Annotated in this window: 21 protein-coding genes; 3 read left to right on the top strand and 18 right to left on the bottom strand. The window is 66.5% G+C overall.

The genetic code is table 11. The annotated features are described in order from the left end of the window. From accD to QZM35_RS03300, 8 genes are all read right to left on the bottom strand, one after another. The gene (gene accD, locus QZM35_RS03335) at positions 1-873 is read right to left on the bottom strand and encodes an acetyl-CoA carboxylase, carboxyltransferase subunit beta (RefSeq protein WP_089427938.1); all 873 of its coding nucleotides are present in this window, start codon (positions 871-873) and stop codon (positions 1-3) included. A 64-nt stretch (positions 874-937) separates the two neighbouring features. After that, on the bottom strand, positions 938-1753 hold the full coding sequence (trpA, locus tag QZM35_RS03330) for a tryptophan synthase subunit alpha (protein WP_089427939.1): 816 nt from the start codon (positions 1751-1753) through the stop codon (positions 938-940). 95 nt (positions 1754-1848) lie between these two features. Beyond that, complete coding sequence (locus QZM35_RS03325; protein ID WP_089427940.1) at positions 1849-2700, bottom strand: site-specific DNA-methyltransferase; 852 nt, start codon at positions 2698-2700, stop codon at positions 1849-1851. Between the two features lie 9 nt (positions 2701-2709). Then, complete coding sequence (gene trpB, locus QZM35_RS03320) at positions 2710-3903, bottom strand: tryptophan synthase subunit beta (protein ID WP_301775386.1); 1194 nt, start codon at positions 3901-3903, stop codon at positions 2710-2712. A 55-nt stretch (positions 3904-3958) separates the two neighbouring features. Further along, entirely contained in the window at positions 3959-4660 is a 702-nt protein-coding gene (locus tag QZM35_RS03315) for a phosphoribosylanthranilate isomerase (RefSeq protein WP_089427942.1), read from the bottom strand. Beyond that, entirely contained in the window at positions 4657-5469 is an 813-nt protein-coding gene (gene truA / locus QZM35_RS03310) for a tRNA pseudouridine(38-40) synthase TruA (protein ID WP_301775385.1), read from the bottom strand. The genes QZM35_RS03315 and truA overlap by 4 nt, the downstream gene beginning before the upstream one ends. Then, positions 5469-7625, bottom strand: a complete 2157-nt coding sequence (locus tag QZM35_RS03305; RefSeq protein ID WP_301775384.1) for a FimV/HubP family polar landmark protein — start codon at positions 7623-7625, stop codon at positions 5469-5471. Before QZM35_RS03305 ends, truA begins: the two co-directional genes overlap by 1 nt. A 625-nt stretch (positions 7626-8250) precedes the next feature. Continuing rightward, positions 8251-8436, bottom strand: a complete 186-nt coding sequence (locus QZM35_RS03300) for a hypothetical protein (protein ID WP_301775383.1) — start codon at positions 8434-8436, stop codon at positions 8251-8253. 38 nt (positions 8437-8474) lie between these two features. Here QZM35_RS03300 and flgE point away from each other — a divergent pair, with 38 nt between their 5' ends. Continuing rightward, positions 8475-9719 (top strand): flagellar hook protein FlgE, encoded by a 1245-nt coding sequence (flgE, locus tag QZM35_RS03295; RefSeq protein WP_174971937.1) that lies wholly within the window; start codon positions 8475-8477, stop codon positions 9717-9719. 104 nt (positions 9720-9823) lie between these two features. Here the strand turns inward: flgE and asd are convergent, their stop codons facing one another. From asd to QZM35_RS03260, 8 genes are all read right to left on the bottom strand, one after another. Beyond that, on the bottom strand, positions 9824-10945 hold the full coding sequence (asd, locus tag QZM35_RS03290; protein WP_069251145.1) for an aspartate-semialdehyde dehydrogenase: 1122 nt from the start codon (positions 10943-10945) through the stop codon (positions 9824-9826). Between the two features lie 80 nt (positions 10946-11025). Then, the gene (locus QZM35_RS38140) at positions 11026-11145 is read right to left on the bottom strand and encodes a hypothetical protein (protein WP_047850271.1); all 120 of its coding nucleotides are present in this window, start codon (positions 11143-11145) and stop codon (positions 11026-11028) included. Between the two features lie 98 nt (positions 11146-11243). Then, a complete protein-coding gene (gene leuB / locus QZM35_RS03285; protein ID WP_089432401.1) occupies positions 11244-12311 on the bottom strand; it encodes a 3-isopropylmalate dehydrogenase in 1068 nt (355 codons plus the stop codon). Positions 12312-12390: 79 nt separating this feature from the next. Next, positions 12391-13041, bottom strand: a complete 651-nt coding sequence (gene leuD, locus QZM35_RS03280; protein WP_301775382.1) for a 3-isopropylmalate dehydratase small subunit — start codon at positions 13039-13041, stop codon at positions 12391-12393. A gap of 68 nt (positions 13042-13109) precedes the next feature. Continuing rightward, positions 13110-13256: an entericidin A/B family lipoprotein gene (locus QZM35_RS03275; protein WP_089432400.1), complete on the bottom strand. Its 147-nt coding sequence runs from the start codon at positions 13254-13256 to the stop codon at positions 13110-13112. A gap of 3 nt (positions 13257-13259) precedes the next feature. Then, positions 13260-14669 (bottom strand): 3-isopropylmalate dehydratase large subunit, encoded by a 1410-nt coding sequence (gene leuC / locus QZM35_RS03270; RefSeq protein WP_089427948.1) that lies wholly within the window; start codon positions 14667-14669, stop codon positions 13260-13262. A gap of 283 nt (positions 14670-14952) precedes the next feature. Then, a complete protein-coding gene (locus tag QZM35_RS03265) occupies positions 14953-15726 on the bottom strand; it encodes a Tat pathway signal protein (RefSeq protein WP_301775811.1) in 774 nt (257 codons plus the stop codon). Between the two features lie 30 nt (positions 15727-15756). Further along, the gene (locus tag QZM35_RS03260) at positions 15757-16578 is read right to left on the bottom strand and encodes a hypothetical protein (protein WP_089432398.1); all 822 of its coding nucleotides are present in this window, start codon (positions 16576-16578) and stop codon (positions 15757-15759) included. A 389-nt stretch (positions 16579-16967) separates the two neighbouring features. Here QZM35_RS03260 and QZM35_RS03255 point away from each other — a divergent pair, with 389 nt between their 5' ends. Both QZM35_RS03255 and QZM35_RS03250 read left to right on the top strand, forming a co-directional pair. After that, entirely contained in the window at positions 16968-17291 is a 324-nt protein-coding gene (locus QZM35_RS03255; RefSeq protein ID WP_174971943.1) for a cupin domain-containing protein, read from the top strand. 132 nt (positions 17292-17423) lie between these two features. Continuing rightward, positions 17424-18149, top strand: a complete 726-nt coding sequence (locus QZM35_RS03250; RefSeq protein ID WP_089433277.1) for a glutathione S-transferase — start codon at positions 17424-17426, stop codon at positions 18147-18149. 58 nt (positions 18150-18207) lie between these two features. Here the strand turns inward: QZM35_RS03250 and QZM35_RS03245 are convergent, their stop codons facing one another. Beyond that, positions 18208-18606, bottom strand: a complete 399-nt coding sequence (locus tag QZM35_RS03245; RefSeq protein ID WP_301775381.1) for a DUF4440 domain-containing protein — start codon at positions 18604-18606, stop codon at positions 18208-18210. 15 nt (positions 18607-18621) lie between these two features. After that, positions 18622-20007 (bottom strand): MFS transporter, encoded by a 1386-nt coding sequence (locus QZM35_RS03240; protein ID WP_301775380.1) that lies wholly within the window; start codon positions 20005-20007, stop codon positions 18622-18624. Positions 20008-20188 lie beyond the last annotated feature (181 nt).

Genomic DNA, 20188 nt, shown 5'->3' with positions numbered 1-20188 from the left:
TCAGGCCAGCGCGTCGGCCGGTTGCCGCTGCAGCAGCGCGAGCAGCTGGGCGATCTCGTCGCGCATCTTGCGACGGTCGACGATCATGTCGATCGCGCCCGTCTTCAGCAGGAATTCGGCGCGCTGGAAGCCTTCCGGCAGCTTCTCGCGAACCGTCTGCTCGATCACGCGCGGGCCGGCGAAGCCGATCAGCGCCTTCGGTTCGGCGATCACGACGTCGCCGAGGAAGGCGAAGCTCGCCGACACGCCGCCCATCGTCGGGTCGGTCAGCACCGAAATGAACGGCAGCTTGGCTTCCGACAGCTTGGTCAGCATCGCGGTGGTTTTCGCCATCTGCATCAGCGACAGCAGGCTTTCCTGCATCCGCGCACCGCCCGAAGCGGTGAAGCAGATGAACGGCACTTGCTGTTCCAGCGCGTTCTGCGCGCCGCGTACGAAGCGCTCGCCGACCACCGAGCCCATCGAGCCGCCCATGAACGAGAACTCGAAGCAGGCCGCGACCACCGGCAGCGTGTGGATCGCACCGCCCATCACGACCATCGCGTCGGTTTCGCCCGTATCGTCCATCGCTTCCTTCAGACGATCGGGGTACTTGCGGCTGTCCTTGAACTTCAGCGTGTCGACCGGCACGATTTCCTGGCCGATCTCGTAACGGCCTTCCGGATCGAGCAGCCCGTCGAGGCGCTCACGTGCACCGATGCGCATGTGGTGATCGCACTTCGGGCACACGTGCAGGTTCGCGTCCACGTCGTTGCGGTACAGCACGGCCTCGCAGGACGGGCATTTGACCCACAGGCCTTCCGGAATGCCCTTGCGGCTTTTCGGGTCGGTCTGCTTGATCTTCGGCGGCAACAGTTTGTCGAGCCAGCTCATCGTATGGTTTCCTGTTCCGTGGCGGGGCGGGCCAACCGGCCCGCTCCCGCTTCCTGTGTTGTGTTTATCGCGCCGTCTTGCCCGCGCCGTCCAGGGCGGCACGCAGCTCGGCAATGAACGTCTTCAGCGCGGCGGCGGCACCCTCCGGCGCAGCGCTTTCGAGCAGCTGCACGAGGCGGCTGCCGATCACGACGGCGTCCGACACCTCGGCCACCGCGCGCGCCGTTTCGGCGTCGCGGATACCGAAGCCGACGCCGACCGGAACCGGCACGCGCGACTTGATGGCCGGGATTTTACCCGCAATGCTCGAAACATCCAGATTTCCTGCACCGGTCACGCCCTTGAGCGACACGTAATACACGTAGCCGCTCGCGATCTTGCCGACGTCGGCGATGCGTTCGTCGGTCGACGTGGGCGCGAGCAGGAAGATCGGATCGATCTGCGCGGCGCGCATTTTCTCGGCGAATACGCCCGCCTCTTCCGGCGGATAGTCGACGACGAGCACGCCGTCGACCCCGGCCGCCTGTGCTTCGGCCGCGAACGTGTCGACGCCCATCCGCTCGATCGGGTTCGCATAGCCCATCAGCACGACGGGGGTTTTGGGGTCGGTTTCGCGAAAGCGCTTCACGTCGGCGAGCACGCTCGTCAGCGTGACGCCGCGCGCGAGCGCGCGTTCCGACGAGCGCTGGATCACGGGGCCGTCGGCCATCGGGTCCGAGAACGGCACGCCGAGTTCGATCACGTCCGCGCCGCCTTCGGCGAGCGCGTGCATGAATTCGACGGTTTTGGCCGGATCGGGGTCGCCGGCCGTGATGAACGGGATCAGGCCCTTACGGCCTTGTTCGGCGAGCGCGGCGAAGGTCTGCTGAATACGGGACATGGCAATTTTCCTGTGTCGATCCGGAGTTTGCGCTTTAGCGCTTACTCCGGTCCCATACAAAGTATGCGTTGCGTTCGGCGATGCGGCGGCGCGATTCACGCGCACGCCGGCGCGGCAAGCGCGTTCACGCGCTCGTGCGCGATCGCACAATAGCTTTCGTTGATCTCGTAGCCGACGAAGTCGCGCCCCTGCCGTGCGCAGGCCACCGCGGTCGTGCCGCTGCCCATGAACGGATCGAGCACGCGGCCGCCCGGCGGGCAGCTTGCGAGCACCATCCGCTCGATGATTTCCAGCGGCTTCTGGGTCGGATGATCGACGCGCTCCGCGTGCTGCCGATGCAGGCGCGAGACCGACCAGACGTCCTTCGGGTTGTAGCCCATCTCCAGCCACTTGCTGCCTTCGAACAGCTTGCGCGAGCGGGCCTTCTTCGTATCGGCGTCGTACGGGATGCGGACCGGATCGAGATCGAAGTAATACGCCTTGGAAACCGCGAAAAAGCCGATGTTGTCGTGCACCGACGTGAAACGGCGCGTCGTGCCGCCCATGCTCGGCACGCGCCGGTCCCAGATGATCTCGTTGACCATCGTGAGTTGCGTCTTCAGGAAGCTGAAGATTTCCGGCGCGTACTGCCACGTGCAGAAGATGTACATCGACCCGCTCGGCTTCAGCTTCGGAATCGCGAGCTCGAGCCACTCGCGCGTCCACGCGAGAAAGTCGTCGCCCGAACGCTTGTCCGAGTCGTTGCCGTAGTCCTTGCCGAGCCCGTACGGCGGATCGGCGACGATCAGGTCGATCGACGCGTCCGGCAGGTGCGCGGCATGGGTCAGGAAATCGCGGTTATGCAGTTCGATACCGGACGGCAGCGCGCGCGGCACGGCAGCGGCGGGCGGAACCGCCCCCGCCTCGCTCGCGGCACCGCCGCCCGGTTCTTCGATCAGGTCACGCATCGGTCGGGGTCAGAGCTCGATGCCCGATCGCTCGGCGACCGTGTGCATGTCCTTGTCGCCGCGGCCCGACAGGTTGACGAGCAGGATCTTGTCCTTCGGCAACGTCGGCGCGAGCTTCACGCCATACGCGATCGCGTGGCTCGACTCGAGCGCGGGAATGATCCCCTCGATCCGGCAGCAGTCGTGGAACGCCGTCAGCGCTTCCTCGTCGGTGATGCCGACGTACTGCGCCCGGCCGCTGTCCTTCAGCCACGCGTGCTCGGGGCCGACGCCCGGATAGTCGAGGCCCGCCGACACCGAATGCGTCTCGATGATCTGGCCGTTGTCGTCCTGCAGCAGGTAGGTCCGGTTGCCGTGCAGCACGCCCGGGCTGCCGGCGATCAGCGACGCCGCGTGATGGCCCGTGTCGAGGCCGTCGCCGGCTGCTTCGACGCCGATCAGCTGCACCGAGGTGTCGTCGATGTACGGATAGAAGATGCCCATTGCGTTCGAACCGCCGCCCACGCAGGCGATCACGGCGTCAGGCTGCCGGCCGGCGAGTTCGGGCATCTGCACCTTGCACTCGTCGCCGATCACGCGCTGGAAGTCGCGCACCATCATCGGGTACGGGTGCGGGCCCGCGACCGTGCCGATGATGTAGAACGTGTTCTCGATGTTCGTGACCCAGTCGCGCATCGCTTCGTTCAGCGCGTCCTTCAGCGTGCGCGAACCCGATTCGACCGGCACGACCGTCGCGCCGAGCAGCTTCATCCGGTAGACGTTCGCGGCCTGGCGGCGCACGTCTTCCGAACCCATGTAGACGACGCACTCCATCCCGAAGCGCGCGCAGATCGTCGCGGTCGCGACGCCGTGCTGGCCGGCGCCCGTCTCGGCGATCACGCGCTTCTTGCCCATGCGCTTCGCGAGCAGCGCCTGGCCGATCACGTTGTTGATCTTGTGCGCGCCGGTGTGGTTCAGGTCTTCGCGCTTCAGGTAGATCTGCGCGCCGCCGAGCGTCTCGCTCCAGCGCTGCGCGTGATAGATCGGCGACGGGCGACCGACGAAGTGCTTCAGCTCGCGCTCGAATTCGGCGACGAAATCGGGATCGCTCTGGAATTTTTCATACGCTGCACGCAGTTCGTCCAGCGCGTGAATCAGCGTCTCGGCGACGAACGTGCCGCCATACGGGCCGAAATGGCCGCGATCATCAGGAAGGTTGTACATGGTGTCTCTCTCGATCGGTCGGCGCGCCCCGCTTTCGAGGCCGCACCGGCTTGCATCACCCGGCGTCCGCTTCGCGCACCGCGCGTACGAACGCCGCCATCCGGGCGTGATCCTTCACGCCCTTCGCGCCCTCCACTTCGATGCCACTCGAGACATCGACAGCAAACGGGCGCAACTGGCGAATCGCATCACCGACGTTTTGCGCGCTCAAGCCACCACTCAAAACGGCCCGATGCGCGAGCTCTGCGGGAATAAGAGACCAATCGAAGACCTTGCCGCTACCACCGTAATCCGGCACCAGGGTGTCGAACAGGAGGCCGCGCGCTTTCGAATAATGAAGCCCCGATTCTACCAAATCGGCCGATTGCGTCGAGGGGCCCACGCGCACCGCGCGCAGCCACGGCAGGCGTGCCGCGCGGCCAAGTGCGTCGCACTGATCGGGCGTCTCGTCGCCATGGAACTGCAGCAGCGTGAGCGGCACGTCGCGCACGACGGCCTCGATCTCGGCCTCGGTCGCGTTCACGAACAGCCCGACCACCGACACGAACGGCGGCGCGAGGCGTGCCAGCTCCGCCGCCTGCGCGATCGACACCGCGCGCGGGCTCTTCGGATAGAACACGAGGCCGATCGCATCGGCGCCGAGCGCCGCCGCGTGCAGCACGTCGTCGGGCTTCGACAGCCCGCACAGCTTGATGCGCGTGCGCGGCGGCAGGCCGGCCGCGGCGGGAATCGAGGAAGACACGGCGTGATCCGTCATGATTGCGGGTCCAGATCGGCCCAGACGCTGCTCCACGGCACACTGCCGAGCTGCGCGGGCGGGACGGCGAATTCCGCCGGGTAGCCGACGTGGGCGAGATACAGCCCGTCGGCCATGAACGTGGGCGCCGCAAGCTTGCGATCGCGCCCGGCGAGCACGTCGGCGAGCCAGTCGACCGGATAGCGGCCGCGACCGACCGCGACGAGGCAGCCCATCAGGTTGCGCACCATGTGGTGCAGGAACGCGTTGGCGCGGAACCGGAAATGGATGAAATGGCCCACGCGCCGCACGTCGATCTGATACAGGTGTTTGACCGGCGTCTTCGACTGGCATTCCGACGACCGGAACGACGAGAAGTCATGCTCGCCGATCAGATGCGCGGCGGCTGCGCGCATCGCGTCGTCGTCGAGCGGCGTATGGATCCAGCCCGCGCGCCCCGCCAGCATCGGCGAGCGCACGGGATGCACGTACAGCGTGTAGTAATAGGTGCGCTCGAACGCCGAGAAACGCGCGTGGAACGTGTCCGGCATCGGCTTCGCCCATTGCACCGCCACGGTCGGCGGCAGGAACGCGTTGGTGCCGCGCACCCACGAGAAAACCTCACGATCGAGGTCGGTATCGAAGTGCACGACCTGCCCGAGCCCATGCACGCCCGTGTCGGTCCGCCCAGCCACCGTCGTATGCAGCGGCACGCGCGCGAACTCGGCCAGTGCGTGCTCGAGCCGATCCTGCACGGTCTTGCCGTGCGGCTGCGCCTGCCAGCCGCAGAACGCCGCGCCGTCGTACTGGATGCCAAGCGCGATCCGCATCACGCCTCGTCCGCCAGTTTCGCGAGCAGCGCGCGCGCATCGTCGCGCGTCGCGGCGTCATTCGCGTCGACCACTTCCTGCAGCAGCGTCCGCGCGCCGGACAGGTCGCCCAGCTCGACATATTCGGACGCGAGGTCGAGCTTGTTGCGCGCGATGCGGGCGAGTTCGTCCGGCGTCAGCGCCGGCAACGCGGCGCCCGGCGCGGACGGCAGGTCGAGATCGAAATCGAGCTTCAGCGCGCCGAACTGCGCGCCGCCGAGCGGCGGCAGCGACGCCGTCGCGAACGGGCTGCCCGCCTGGCTTGCCGGCGTCGCTGCGTCCGGATCCCAATCGAACTCGTCGTCCTGATCGGCCGGATGTTCCGGGGCCGGATCGGTCGAGCCAATCGGGAGACGCTGTGCGGCTTGACCGTTAGTTGCGATTTTATCGGTGTCGGACTGCCCTGCTTGCGCAGCCGGCTCATCCGCCGCCAGCGACGGCTCGTCCTGCGTGCGCGGCGGCAGCGGCATGTCGAGGCTGCTGAGCGCGCTGATCGCGTTCTGCATCAGCGCCGCGTGCTGCGCATCTGTGGCCGCGGGTGCGGTCGGCGTTTCCACCTGCGTCGCTACCCGTGTCTCCACCGACGTCTCGATCGGCGTCTCTGACGACGTTTCGACCGCGTCCTTTTCGATCGGCTCGGCATCGTGCGAAACCGGAGCCGTCTCGCTCGCGGGCGGCACTGCCGCGTGTGCGGTCGGCAATTCAGGCTGCTCGACATGCGGCTTCGCCACATCCGACGACGGCGACAGATCCGTATCCGGTGTCTCGACCGGCTCCGCCGCTGCGGCAGTCGCCGCGGCAAGGTTCAGGTTGGAAGCGGCATCACGCGCGACCGGCATCTCGGGCCGGATCGGCAGTTCCGGTTCGACGGACGGCGCGGCTTCGGCTTGCGCAGCGGCAGCCGCCGCCGTGACTCCGCCCGCTGCCGTGGCGGCAGCCAACGTGTCCGCCCCCGCATCGTCCGTGCGTCGGCTCTTCCTGCGCTTGCGCCACGCGAAACCTGCCGCGAGGACGATCACGGCCGCACCGGCCACCGCGGCCGGACGCCAGTCCATCTGCTTGTTACTGCGCGCAGGTGTCACCACCGGCGCGGCCGGCTGCGCGGGCACCGATACCGATGCCGGCTGCACTGCGCTGGCAGCAACGCCGGATGCCGCTTCGCCGGTCGTCGACGCAGCCGCAGCCGCGGACGCGCCCGCATCGCTCGCGGCCGGACGCGGCGCGACAGGTGCCGGTGCCGGCTTGAGCTCGTTCGTCGTGGCCGGCTTGCCGATACCGTGCTTCTGCAATTCCATCAGCACGCGGTTCTTCAGCGCCAGCAGTTGCTGCAGGCTCGACGGCCGCGGCTGCGACGCGCCCGTGACCGGTGCCGCGCCAGCCGGTTCGTTTATGCCCGGAACCGGGCTGCCCGACACAGGCGGGGTCACGGCCCCGCTCGCGGACGACGGCACTGACTGGATCGTGCCGCTCCACACATGCGGACCGCTTGCACCGGTCACGGGTGCCGCCGGCTGCATGCTTTCGACAGCCGATGCGCCGTGGGCAGCCGAAGCACCGACGGATGCCGACGCACCGGCGGCCGTCGCGACGCTCGCACCGCTGACAGGCGCCGCATGCACGGCCGGCGCCACCGGCGCGGATTGCACGGTCGACCCCGGATGCGGTGCGGACGCACCATGCTGCGCGACTGCCGTGCCGCCCGATGCGGCGGCGGGTGCGGACGCTGCCGCCGCACCGGATGCAGCGGATGCAGCGGCCGGCACGACTGCCGCGCCTGTCGCATCGAGCGCCGGCACGGTCAGCGTCGCGCCAACTTTCAGGCGGCTCGCGTCGCGCTTCATGAACGCCTGCGGATTGGCGTCGAACAGCGCGCGGCCGGCGCGCGCGAGTACCCCGGGATCGCGCGACTGCGTGGCCGCTTTCGCGATGTCGTTCAGCGACTGGCCCGGCTGGACCGTCACGGTAAGCGGCGCTGCGCCGTCGGCAGCGGATGCCGGCAGTTCGCCGGTGCCGGCCGCCCAGGCCGATGCGGTTGCGCCGAGCGCCAGGATCGCCAGCGCGCCACGCACGGCGCGCGACAGACGGGACTGACGCGGAAACAAGGAAATTCGGGACATCGTTGGCTCTATCGCCGCGCGCGGGCGCGGCTCGGATTCGCGGTTGAAAGCGTCAATAAGGTTGCCGCAGAAATGCAAAAGCGTCGCGTGGAACGCGACGCTTTCGGCGGGTCTGTGCGTCGTAACCGCGTAGTTTACTTCACGTGATCAGGTTCGGGCCGAATTCATCGCCGACGGGCGCAACCGATTGCGTGCGCGCGTCGGGACATCCCGCGATCGCGCCGCGTGGATGTCCGGTTGCGCACGCTGCGACCCGCGCCCACGATCGACCGGAAGTGCGCCTCGCTCAGAGGCAAAGCCATCCGGCCGCATCGCCCGCCGAACGCCTGTCACATGCCTTTGCTCACTCAACGATGCGATCCGCACAACCCAAGGGACAACACGGAACCACGACCGGAGAATCAGGTACGTTTGCTCAATAATTTGCGCTACTTGCCGTTAATGGATTAACAAGCGCCAATCAAAATAAATCCAGTCCGCCACCACCCCATTCAAATGAATTTCAATTGATTGATAAGAGGCCAATTCCCCTCTCTGATCATCGAATTGAACATCCCTGCCGCCAACCCCCCATCCCACAAGGCTTTCCAGCCTCGTCGAAGCTTCATTTCTCATACGAAATCAATCATTTCGACATCAATTCAATTTCATTACACAAAATTACACAGATCAAATAATTGCCGTCGCTACGATCGTCCTCAAACAAGAATCGGCGCAGTTCGACCATCGCGCCCGCACCCGCCGGAACAGCGGGAACGCGGGCGGCCTGGCTGACGCCGTGAGGTGCCAGGGGGGCATCGCGCAGTCGCACGACTGCATTTACTCACCAGCTCGTTACGGGGATCGAACATGGGCTATCAACAGGGCTTGAGCGGGTTGGCCGGCGCGGCGAACCATCTCGACGTGATCGGCAACAACATCGCGAACGCGAACACGGTTGGCTACAAGCAGGGTCGCGCGAACTTCGCCGACATGTACGCGAACTCGGTCGCGACGTCGACCAACACGCAGATCGGCATCGGCACGCGGCTCACGTCGGTGCAGCAACAATTCGGCCAGGGGACGATCAACACGACGAAGTCGTCGCTCGACATCGCGATCAACGGCAACGGCTTCTTCCAGATGTCGAACAACGGCGTGACGACGTACTCGCGTGACGGCGTATTCCACCGCGACAAGAGCGGCGCCATCGTCGACGCGCAGAACCGCAACCTGATGGGCTATGCGGCAGGGCCGGGCGGCGCGATCAACACCGCGGCGACCGTGCCGCTGCAAGCGCCGACCACCAACATCGCGCCGCAGGCGACGACGAAGGTCACCGGCCAGTTCAACCTGAACTCGCAGGACAAGGTGCCGGCCAAGACGCCGTTCAACGCGGGCGACAACACCACGTACAACTACAATTCGTCGATCCAGGTGTACGACACGCTCGGTGGCTCGCAACAGGTGTCGATGTATTTCGCGAAGAACGCGGCAGGTACCTGGCAGGCCTACGCGGGCGTGCAGGGCCAGACGCCGACGAATCTCGGCACCGTCACGTTCGACGCATCGGGCCGGATCAGCTCGACGACGTCGGCCGCAACCGGCCAGCCGACGCCGAGCCTCGGCCAGTTCGCGTTCTCGATCCCCAACGCGTCGGGCGGCGCCAATCCGCAAAACCTGACGCTCGACCTGACCGGCACGACGCAGTTCGGCGGGAAAAGCGGCGTGAACAACCTCGCACAGGATGGCTTCGCGAGCGGCACGCTGACGACGTTCTCGATCGGCACCGACGGCAAGCTCACCGGCAATTACTCGAACGGCCAGAGCGCGGTGCTCGGCCTGATCGCGCTCGCGAACTTCAACAACCCGAACGGGCTCGAGAACATCGGCGGCAACCAGTATGTGGAAACCACCGCGTCGGGCGTGCCGCAGATCTCCGCGCCGGGCAGCACGAACCACGGCACGCTGCAGGGGAGCGCGCTGGAAAACTCGAACGTCAACCTGACGACCGAGCTCGTGAACCTGATCAAGGCGCAGCGCGATTACCAGGCCAACGCGCAGACGATCAAGACCCAGCAGGCCGTCGACCAGACGCTCCTGAACATGCGCTGACCCGCACATGAAAAACGCGCCGCGCCAGCCTTGATATCGTCAAGGCCGACGCGGCGCGCAATCTTGTGCACCGCGGCCCGCATCTCGCGGGCCGGACACGCCACTTACTTGTCGAGCAGGATGCGCAGCATGCGGCGCAGCGGCTCGGCCGCGCCCCACAGCAGCTGGTCGCCGACCGTGAACGCCGACAGGTATTCACCGCCCATCGCGAGCTTGCGCAGGCGGCCGACCGGCACCGTCAGCGTGCCCGTGACGTTCGCCGGCGACAGGTCGCGCATCGACGCTTCACGCTCGTTCGGCACGACCTTCACCCAGTCGTTCGCCGATGCGAGGATGCCGTTGATCTCGTCGAGCGGCACGTCCTTGTTCAGCTTGATCGTCAGTGCCTGCGAGTGGCAGCGCATTGCGCCGATTCGCACGCACAGGCCGTCGACCGGGATCGAACCCGGCTCGCCCATCGCCGGCTTGCCGAGGATCTTGTTGGTTTCCGCGCCGCCCTTCCACTCTTCCTTCGACATCCCGTTACCGAGATCCTTGTCGATCCACGGGATCAGCGAGCCGGCGAGCGGCACGCCGAAGTTGCTCGTCGGCATCGCGTCGCTGTTCATCGCGGCCAGCACGCGGCGGTCGATGTCGAGGATCGCGGAAGCCGGATCGGCGAGCTGCGCCTGAACCGCGCCGTTCAGCGTGCCCATCTGCGCCAGCAGCTCGCGCATGTTCTGCGCGCCCGCGCCCGATGCGGCCTGGTAGGTCATCGCCGTCATCCAGTCGACGAGGTTCTCGCGGAACAGGCCGCCGAGCGCCATCAGCATCAGGCTGACCGTGCAGTTGCCGCCGATGAAATTCTTCTGGCCCTTGACCAGCGCGTCCTTGATCACGTCGAGGTTGACCGGATCGAGGATGATGACCGCGTCGTCCTTCATCCGCAGCGACGATGCCGCATCGATCCAGTAGCCGTTCCAGCCGGCCGCGCGCAGCTTCGGGAACACGTCGTTCGTGTAGTCGCCGCCCTGGCACGTGATGATCACGTCGCACTTCTTCAGCTCGTCGACGTTGGTCGCGTCCTTGAGCGTAGTCTCGTTTTTCGCGAACGACGGCGCTTTGCCGCCCGTGTTGCTGGTGCTGAAAAACACCGGTTCGATCAGGTCGAAATCGCCCTCTTCCTGCATGCGCTGCATCAGGACGCTGCCGACCATGCCGCGCCAACCTACGAGACCTACGTTCATGACTAACCCTTTGATGGAGCTTCCCCGCCATTCCGTCCCCGGTGTGACCGCGCGGGGAAATAGGCGGGCACGACGGACGATCAGCGTTTAATGATCGTTTTCGTGGTAATGGTTTTCGTGATGACGATGGCGCGCGCACCCGCACGGGCTGTGTTGCCGTGGAGTTTCAAGACCGGGGAGATCAGGGAAAGATGCGCCATCGTTCGAGTCTACACAAAGCCGGTGGCCCGCACAACGGCCAACCGCATGCGAACCGGCCGATTTCGCGGCCTGTTCGCGCCCTTTCTACATGATCGCGTTACAGCGCCGCGACCACCGCGTCGCCCATCGCCGTCGTGCCGACCTGCTGGCAACCCGGCGTCGCGATATCGCCCGTGCGGTAGCCCTGTTCGAGTACCGTTTTCACCGCACGCTCGATGCGATCGGCCTGCTCCGCGCGATTCAGCGAATAACGCAGCATCATCGCGGCCGACAGGATCGTCGCGAGCGGGTTCGCGATGCCCTTGCCCGCGATGTCCGGCGCCGAACCGTGCGACGGCTCGTACAGGCCCTTGTTGTTCTTGTCGAGCGACGCCGACGGCAGCATGCCGATCGAGCCCGTCAGCATCGACGCTTCATCCGACAGGATGTCGCCGAACATGTTGCCGGTGACGATCACGTCGAACTGCTTCGGCGCCTTCGCGAGCTGCATCGCCGCGTTGTCGACGTACATGTGCGACAGCTCGACGTCCGCGTATTCCTTCGACACGTCGATCATGATGTCGCGCCAGAACTGCGACGTCTCGAGCACGTTCGCCTTGTCGACCGACAGCAGCTTCTTCGCGCGCTTGCGGGCCGCCTGGAACGCGACGTGCGCAATGCGGCGCACTTCCGGTTCCGAATAGCGCATCGTGTCGAAGCCTTCGCGCTCGCCCGCGAACAGGCCGTCCGGTGCGGCGCGCACGCCGCGCGGCTGGCCGAAGTAGATGTCGCCGTTCAGTTCGCGCACGATCAGGATGTCGAGGCCCGCGACCAGCTCGGGCTTCAGCGGCGAGGCATCGACGAGCTGCGGATAGCAGATCGCCGGGCGGAAGTTCGCGAACAGCTCGAGGTGCTTGCGCAGCCCGAGGATCGCCTGCTCGGGGCGCAGCGCGCGCTCGAGCGAGTCGTACTTCCAGTCGCCCACGGCGCCGAACAGGATCGCGTCGGCTTCCTTCGCGAGCGTCAGCGTCGCGTCGGGCAGCGGATGGCCGCTTGCCTCGTAGCCCGCGCCGCCGACCGGCGCCTGTTCGAGTTCGAACTTCTCGTCGAGTGCGTTCAGCACCTTCACCGCTTCATTGACGATTTCCGGACCGATGCCGTCGCCGGGCAGCACTGCAATCTTCATGCGAAATTCCTGACTGGGTAGGTTTTTATGGAGGCAGGCCGGCGAACGCGCCGCCGGCGCGCCCGCCCGAAAGGCGATCTCAGCCGACCAGCTTGGTGTTGAGCCACGGCTGCTTCACGAGACGCTCGGCCTCGAACTGGCGGATCTTGTCCGCGTGGCGCAGCGTGAGGCCGATGTCGTCGAAGCCGTTCAGCAGGCAGTACTTGCGGAACGCCGCGATCTCGAACGGATACTCGCGGCCGTCGCCCGTGCGCACGACTTGCGCGTCGAGGTCGACCGTGACTTCGAAACCGTTGAACGCGACCGTCTCGTTGAACAGGTGATCGACCTGCTGCTCGGTCAGCACGATCGGCAGCAGGCCGTTCTTGTAGCAGTTGTTGAAGAAAATATCGGCGAAGCTCGGCGCGATGATCGCGCGGAAGCCGTACTGTTGCAGCGCCCACGGCGCATGCTCGCGCGAGCTGCCGCAGCCGAAGTTCTTGCGCGCGAGCAGCACGGATGCGCCCTGGTAGCGCAGCTGGTTCAGCACGAAGTCGGGATTCAGCGGGCGCTTCGAGTTGTCCTGGCCCGGCTCGCCGTGATCGAGATAACGCCATTCGTCGAACGCGTTCGGACCGAAGCCGGTGCGCTTGATCGACTTCAGGAACTGCTTCGGGATGATCGCGTCGGTGTCGACGTTTTCGCGATCGAGCGGCGCCACGACGCCGGTATGCACAGTGAATTTTTCCATGATCCGTCTATCCGGTTGAAGGGCCGGCGTTCAGCCGGCGCACATCGACAAATTCTCGGTGGGGGACGTCACTCCGCGGCGCGCTTCAGCGCGCTGCCGGCAGCGTTGACGTCCTGCCCGAAGCCCTGGACGGTATTGCAGCCCGCGAGGCTGAAGCCCAACCCTGCGAGCGCCAGCACGGCAACCAGCCGCGCAATGATTTTCGATGCCGTCACGCGTCACCCCAGCTGGCGAATGTCGACGAAATGGCCTTCGATGGCCGCGGCCGCCGCCATCGCGGGGCTCACGAGGTGCGTGCGACCGCCCGCGCCCTGCCGGCCTTCGAAGTTGCGGTTCGACGTCGACGCGCAGCGCTCGCCCGGCTCGAGCCGGTCGGCATTCATCGCGAGGCACATCGAGCAGCCCGGCTCGCGCCATTCGAAGCCGGCGTCCGTGAACACCTTGTCGAGCCCTTCGCGCTCGGCCTGTGCCTTCACGAGGCCCGAGCCCGGCACGACCATCGCGAGCCGCACGTTCGACGCGACGCGACGGTTCAGCTTCTTCACGACATACGCGGCTGCGCGGATGTCTTCGATTCGCGCGTTCGTGCACGAGCCGATGAAGATCTTGTCGACCTTGATCGATTCGATCGGCGTGTTCGGCTCGAGCGCCATGTACGCCAGCGCACGCTCCATCGCATCGCGCTTGACCGGATCCTTCTCGCGCTCGGGATCGGGCACGCGGCCGTCGATCGACGTGACCATTTCCGGCGACGTACCCCACGTGACCTGCGGGACGATTTCGGCGGCGTTCAGCTCGACCACGCGATCGAACTGCGCGCCGTCGTCCGACTTGAACTGGCGCCAGTATTCGACGGCCTGGTCCCATTCCGCGCCGGTCGGCACGAACGGGCGGCCCAACAGGTAGTCGATCGTCGTGTCGTCGACGGCAACCATGCCGGCGCGCGCACCGGCCTCGATCGCCATGTTGCAGACGGTCATGCGGCCTTCCATCGTCAGCGCGCGGATCGTCGAGCCGCCGAATTCGATCGCGTAGCCCGTGCCGCCGGCCGTGCCGATCTTGCCGATGATCGCGAGCACGATGTCCTTCGCGGTACAACCGCGCGGCAGCGTGCCCTCGACCTTCACGAGCATGTTCTTGCTCTTCTTCTGCAGCAGGGTTTGCGTGGCGAGCACGTGCTCGACTTCCGACGTGCCGATGCCGTGCGCGAGCGCACCGAACGCGCCGTGCGTCGACGTATGCGAATCGCCGCACACGATCGTCATGCCCGGCAGCGTCGCGCCCTGTTCCGGCCCGATGATGTGGACGATGCCCTGGCGCACGTCGTTCATCTTGAACTGCGTGATGCCGAACGCATCGCAGTTCGCGTCGAGCGTGTCGACCTGGAGCTTCGAGACGGGATCGGCGATGCCGTGGCTGCGATCGGTGGTCGGCACGTTGTGGTCCGACACGGCCAGGTTCGCGCTGATGCGCCACACCGGACGCTGCGCCATCTTCAGCCCTTCGAACGCCTGCGGGCTCGTGACTTCATGCAGCAGCTGACGGTCGATGTAGAGCAGGGTCGTGCCGTCTTCCTCGGTGTGGACCACGTGAGTGTTCCACAGTTTGTCGTAAAGAGTCTGTGCCATGGGTATGCGGGGTCGTTGTGACTACAAGCCTTGCGGATGTGATCGATTATGCCACGCAAAATCGGCCCATGGAGTACCACGATAACGGAAAAAGTGAATAAAAACAGTGAGTTGGGTGGTACACGCGATACCCGGATAAGCATTACCCGGCAACGCGGACACCACGGCGCGGCGGCCACGGCCGCCACCGCGCTGCGCATGTCACGGCGACACGCGAAAGGACGTGACGATTCCGGAATGGAAGAGCTTGATGAACGGGAGTTTCCGCGAACGTCCGGCAGCGTCAGCCGTTCGGGTATTCGCGGTTGATCAGGTCGAGCCGCAGCATGCCCAGTTGCACGCCGACGTTGCTCAGCAGGTAGAGATCGCGGCGCCGCAATGCCGGCATCTGCGCGGACGCGTCGTAAAGCGACGGCAGCGCCAGGCCCGCCGGCACCGCGGCCTGCATCCCCGCGGCATTCGACACGCGCACGGCAAGCGACGCCTGATCCGCATGGGTGACGACACCGACGTTGCCGAGTGCCGCAGCCGAGCCGGCCTGCTTGACGATCGCGGCAGCGACGCCGTCCGGCGTCGGTATCGGGCTGCCGGCGGCCAGGGCCGGGGTCGCGATCGACGTCACGCCGGCCGTCAGCCCGTATTTCGACGCGAGCACGCTCGCGACTTCCTGCTGCGCGAAGATCCGCACGGCAACCTTCTGGTGCAGCAGGAACACGGCGTCGGCAATCGCCTCGTTCACCGGGCCCGGCACCGGCGCGGCACCGGTCGCCGCCGCGGCGCGACTGCCGAAGCTGAAGGCGGCAATCGTGTTGATGGCCGTGGTCTGGACGGTCGGCGGCAGCCACGAGAAAAACGGTTCGAACAGGTAGCCGGTCTCGTCGGTGGCGGCGGCGCGGTCGTTCAGTTCATTCGTCAGCTTGCCGAGCATCTGGCGTTGCAGTTCGGCGTCTGAAACAGGCGCGTCGCTCGCGAAGGCCGGCGCACTGGGGGCACCGGTCGCGGCCAGCGCGGAAGCGGAAGCGGAAACGGAAGCGAGAAAATGGCGGCGGGTCTGCATGGTCATCGGAATCGGGAAAGAGAAAGTGCGTCAGCCCTTCGGGAACGCCTGCATCGTCGCGCCGATCGCGCGGCCGAGCATCTGCGCATACATGTCGTGCACGAGGTACAGGCTGCGGTTACGCGTCCACGGCTGGCCCGACTGCGGGTCGTAAAGCGTCGGCAACGACACCTCGGCAACCGCGGCCGCCTTCATGCCCGCCTGTTGCGAGGTCTGGATGCAGCGCTTCGCGTGATCCCGATGACCGACCACCGCGACGCTGCCCATCGCGGCCGCGCCGCCCGCGCGCGACACGGCCTCGGCGGCCACGCCGGCCGTGCTGAGGTACACGATCGTGCCGTCGCTCGCGATCACGGGCTCGATCGACGACAGCACGTCGGTGCCCATCCCGTATTTCGACACGAGAAAGCGCGCAATCTCCCACTGCGCGTAGACCTTGACCGGTTTCAGTTGCCGAATGCGGTAGACGGCGTCCGCGAGCGCTTCATTGACGGGCCCCGGATCGGGCAGCGCGGACTGGTTGCCGCCCGTGCTCGACGTATTGCCGCTTGCCGCGTTCGGGCGATTGCCGAAGCTGTATGCGACGATCGCGCCGGCCTGGGCCGCCGGCATCGACGGCAAGTCCCAAGTAAAGCCGACGTCGGTCAGCGCCGGCTGGATCGCGCCGACCGTCGCGGCATCGCCGAGCTGCGCATTCAGCTTCGCGGACATTTGCGCGGCCAGCGCCGCGTCGGTAACGGGTGCCGACGTGACGTCGTCGCCACCGCACGCGCTCAGCAGCGGCGCCGCCGCGACGGCCGGCGCGGCGGCCAGGAATTTTCTGCGTGAAGCAGCCAGCGGATTCAGTTTCATAAGAAATACGAAATGATGTGAATGGCGTCGACGGGTTACCTCGGTGTCGCGTTCACGGTCACGGGAAAGGGCAATCGGGCGAGTCGCGCAGGTGGGCGACGGACGGCAGTGCCGCAGCGCGGATCGAATCACTGCGTCGCTGTCGATTGACGAGGCCGGATCGTAGTCGTCGTTTATTAAATTGCGGTGAAGCTCGCGATGGAATCCGCGCAATCGCATCGTCGTTTCACGGATGGACACCGGTGTTTCATGTATGGCGAGCGCCCGCGTGACTCGTTCCACGGATGGCGATCGCGCGTCCCGCGCGCCGTATGACGCCCCGGCATTTCGCGCTACGATGGCACGACCCGTACGGCCCGATCCCACGATCCAGACCCGGAGCCCCCGCCATGAAGCTCGGCCTGAACGAATCGCTCGCCCGCCTCGACGAAGAAGGCACGCTGTTCACGACGTTGTTTCGCCACGGCACGCTCGACGTCGAGCTGTACCGGCCGCGCATCGAGGACAAGCAGAAGCCGCATACGCGCGACGAGGCCTACGCAATCGCCACGGGCACGTCGCACTTCGTCGTCGACGGACGCGAATGCGAAGTCGCGGCCGGTGACGTGCTATTCGTCCCGGCACACGCCGAACACCGCTTCATCGGCTTCTCCGACGACTTCTCGACGTGGGTGTTCTTCTACGGCCCCGAAGGCGGCGAGCGCGGCGCGTAACGCACGCACGACGCACGCGGCACTTTTCCTGCGATCGCCTAGACTGTCTATTCGCAGCGGGTGGCACGCGACGCGTGGCCGCCCGGTCGTCACGATGCCAGCGGCAGCCGGTTCAACGAACGGGAAGACAGCATGCGATACGAACTGTATTACTGGCCCGAGATCCAGGGCCGGGGCGAGTACGTGCGGCTCGCGCTCGAAGCGGCCGAAGCCGATTATGTCGACGTCGCGCGTGAATCGGGGCGCGGCATGGGCGTGCCGGCAATGATGCGGATGATGGACAACTCGAAGGCGGAATGCGTGCCGTTCGCGCCGCCGTTCCTGAAGGCCGGCGACGTCGTCATCGGGCAGACCGCGAACATCCTGCTGTTTCTCGGCGCGCGGCTGGGGCTCGCGCCCGCCGACGAAGCCGGCCGACTGTGGGTGCACCAGCTTCAGTTGACCGTCGCCGATTTCGTCACCGAGATCCACGACACGCACCATCCGATCGCAAGCGGCCTCTACTACGAGGATCAGCAGGCGGAAGCCGCCGAGCGTGCTGCCGATTTCCTCGAAAACCGGCTGCCGAAATTCCTCGGCTACTTCGAGCGTGTACTCGAACAGAATCCGCACAAGAGCGGCTACCTCGCCGGCAACGCACTCAGCTATGCGGACCTGTCGTTGTTCCAGTTGATCGAGGGCCTGCGCTACGCGTTTCCGAAAGCGATGAAGCGTGAGGAGCGGAAGATCGCAGCGCTGGTCGCACTGCACGACCGCGTTGCACTGCATCCGCCTGTCGCGCTCTATCTCGAGTCGGAACGCCGCATCCCGTTCAACGACATGGGCATCTTCCGGCACTATCCGGAGCTGGACAAGTAACGCCGGCACGGCATCCGCACCGCTTCTTGCAAACTGGCGGATGCCCCCTACCCCCTGCTCACGCGGCGACCGGCGTCTCGTGCAGATGACGCCACACGATCAGCCCATCCGCCTCGCGCCGGAACACGGCCGTCGAGCGCCGCACCGTGCGCCGGCCTTGCGCGTCGGTCTGCGTCTCGCGATAACCGATCGTCGCGCCATCGGACCATACGGCGAGCCCGCGCAACTCGTCGATGTCGATCATCAGCCCCGGTCGCGCGCCGTGCCCGTGTGAAAACAGCGCATCGACGCCCGCGTAATCGAGCACCGTACCCGACATCGTGATCATCGAAAAACCCGGCGAGAAGCGCGCCATCGGCGTCGCGAGCCGCTCGGGGCCGGCACGGCCGGACAACCAGCACTCGATGTCGACGATGGTGTCGACGACTTCCTTGAAATACGGATTCGGCAGATTCATAACGCTCTCAGGTTCTCAGGAATGGGATGAAACGGGTTGCGCGACCGGCGCATGGTGCGCGGGAAGCCGCGCGATCAGGCCGAGCGGCAGCAACGTCAACACGACCGCCAGCCCGAAGCACCAGCGGTACGGTGCAAGCGACGGGCCGCCCGCATCGAGCGCCAGCAACGCATTGAGCGCGCTGCCGAGCGCGGCCACGCCGACACAAAAACTCAACTGTCGGTTGATGTTCCACAGCGCACTCGCGTCGCCCATCCGGTCGGCCGGCACCTCGACGAACGCCGCGCTCTGCGACGTGCTCGTGCATAGGCTCGCCCCGAACCCCATCGCCGCGAACGCCGCGATGCGCACGGCTTCGACGCTGGCCCACGGCGTCGCGAGCAACGCGACGCCGACGCAATCGATCGCGATGCCGCACGTGAACAGCGGCTTCGCGCCGTGGCGCGGAAAACAGCGGCGCGTGGTCGCGATCGCGAAGAACGCCGCGATCGCCCACGGCAGCATCAGCGCGCCGGCATGCGCGGCGCTCAATCCGAGCGCATTCTGCAGATAGAGCGACGCGACGAGGTTGACCCCGGTAAAGATGCCCGGCACGCACAGATAGACCACCACGCCGGCCCTCAGCAGCGGCTGCGCAAGCAGGCGCAGGTCGACCACCGGTGCCACGGCCCGACGCGCATGCACCGCATAGCCGGCGCCTGCCGCGATGGCCAGCACCAGCATCGCCAGCGGGAATGCCGGGCCGCCGGGCTGGCCCGCGGCGGTCAGCCCGAGCAGCAACGCGACGAGCGCCGCCGCACTCAGCCCGAGCCCCGGCCAGTCGAGCCGCGGCGGCCGGTCACGCGCACCGTCGCGCGGCAGCCACGCGAACGCGAGCGCGCAGGTCGCGGCCGCGATCGGCAACATCGCGAAGAAGATCGCGCGCCACGACCCGCGATCGACGATGGCCCCGCCGATCGCAGGCGACAACGCGGGCACCAGCAGCGCGACCATCATCACGATCGACGTGAGCCGCGCCCGCGCCTGCGGCGGATACGCGCGATAGGCCATCGTCTGCCCGACCGGGATCAGCAGCCCGCCGCCGAGCCCCTGGACCAGCCGCCATGCGAGCAGCGCCCCGATCGAAGGCGACGCGCCGACGCCCGCACTGCCGAGCCCGAACAGCAGCAACGATGCGGCGAACACGCGCCGCTCGCCGCAGCGGCGCGCGAGCCACGTGCCGAACGGAATCACGACGGTCAGGCCGAGCACGTACGTGTTGCCGACCCACGCAAGCTGCGCGACCGATGCGTGCAGTTCGCGCTGCAGCGCCGGATACGCGGCGTTCAGCATGAACATGTTCGCGAGATCGATCGCGAAGCCGAGCAGGTAGACGATGGCAATTCTGGAGCGGTCTGGCATGGCGGCGGAAACATCATGAAGCGCCGCAGTGTAGAAGCCGGCACGCGCATCGGTAAGCGGCCGGATTCGACGGGTCCCGTCGAAATTTTTTGACAATCGGCTCGGGCCGCGACAGTGTCGCGCGTCCGTTGCAACGCGCCGCACGCCGCACGGGTGCCGCACATTCGGGTACCCTTCGAGC

Origin of the sequence: Burkholderia sp. AU45274, from assembly GCF_030482505.1 — a bacterium.
Lineage (GTDB): Bacteria > Pseudomonadota > Gammaproteobacteria > Burkholderiales > Burkholderiaceae > Burkholderia.
The sequence above is the reverse complement of the archived record's forward strand: the minus strand, read 5'-3'. Positions and strand labels throughout refer to the sequence as shown.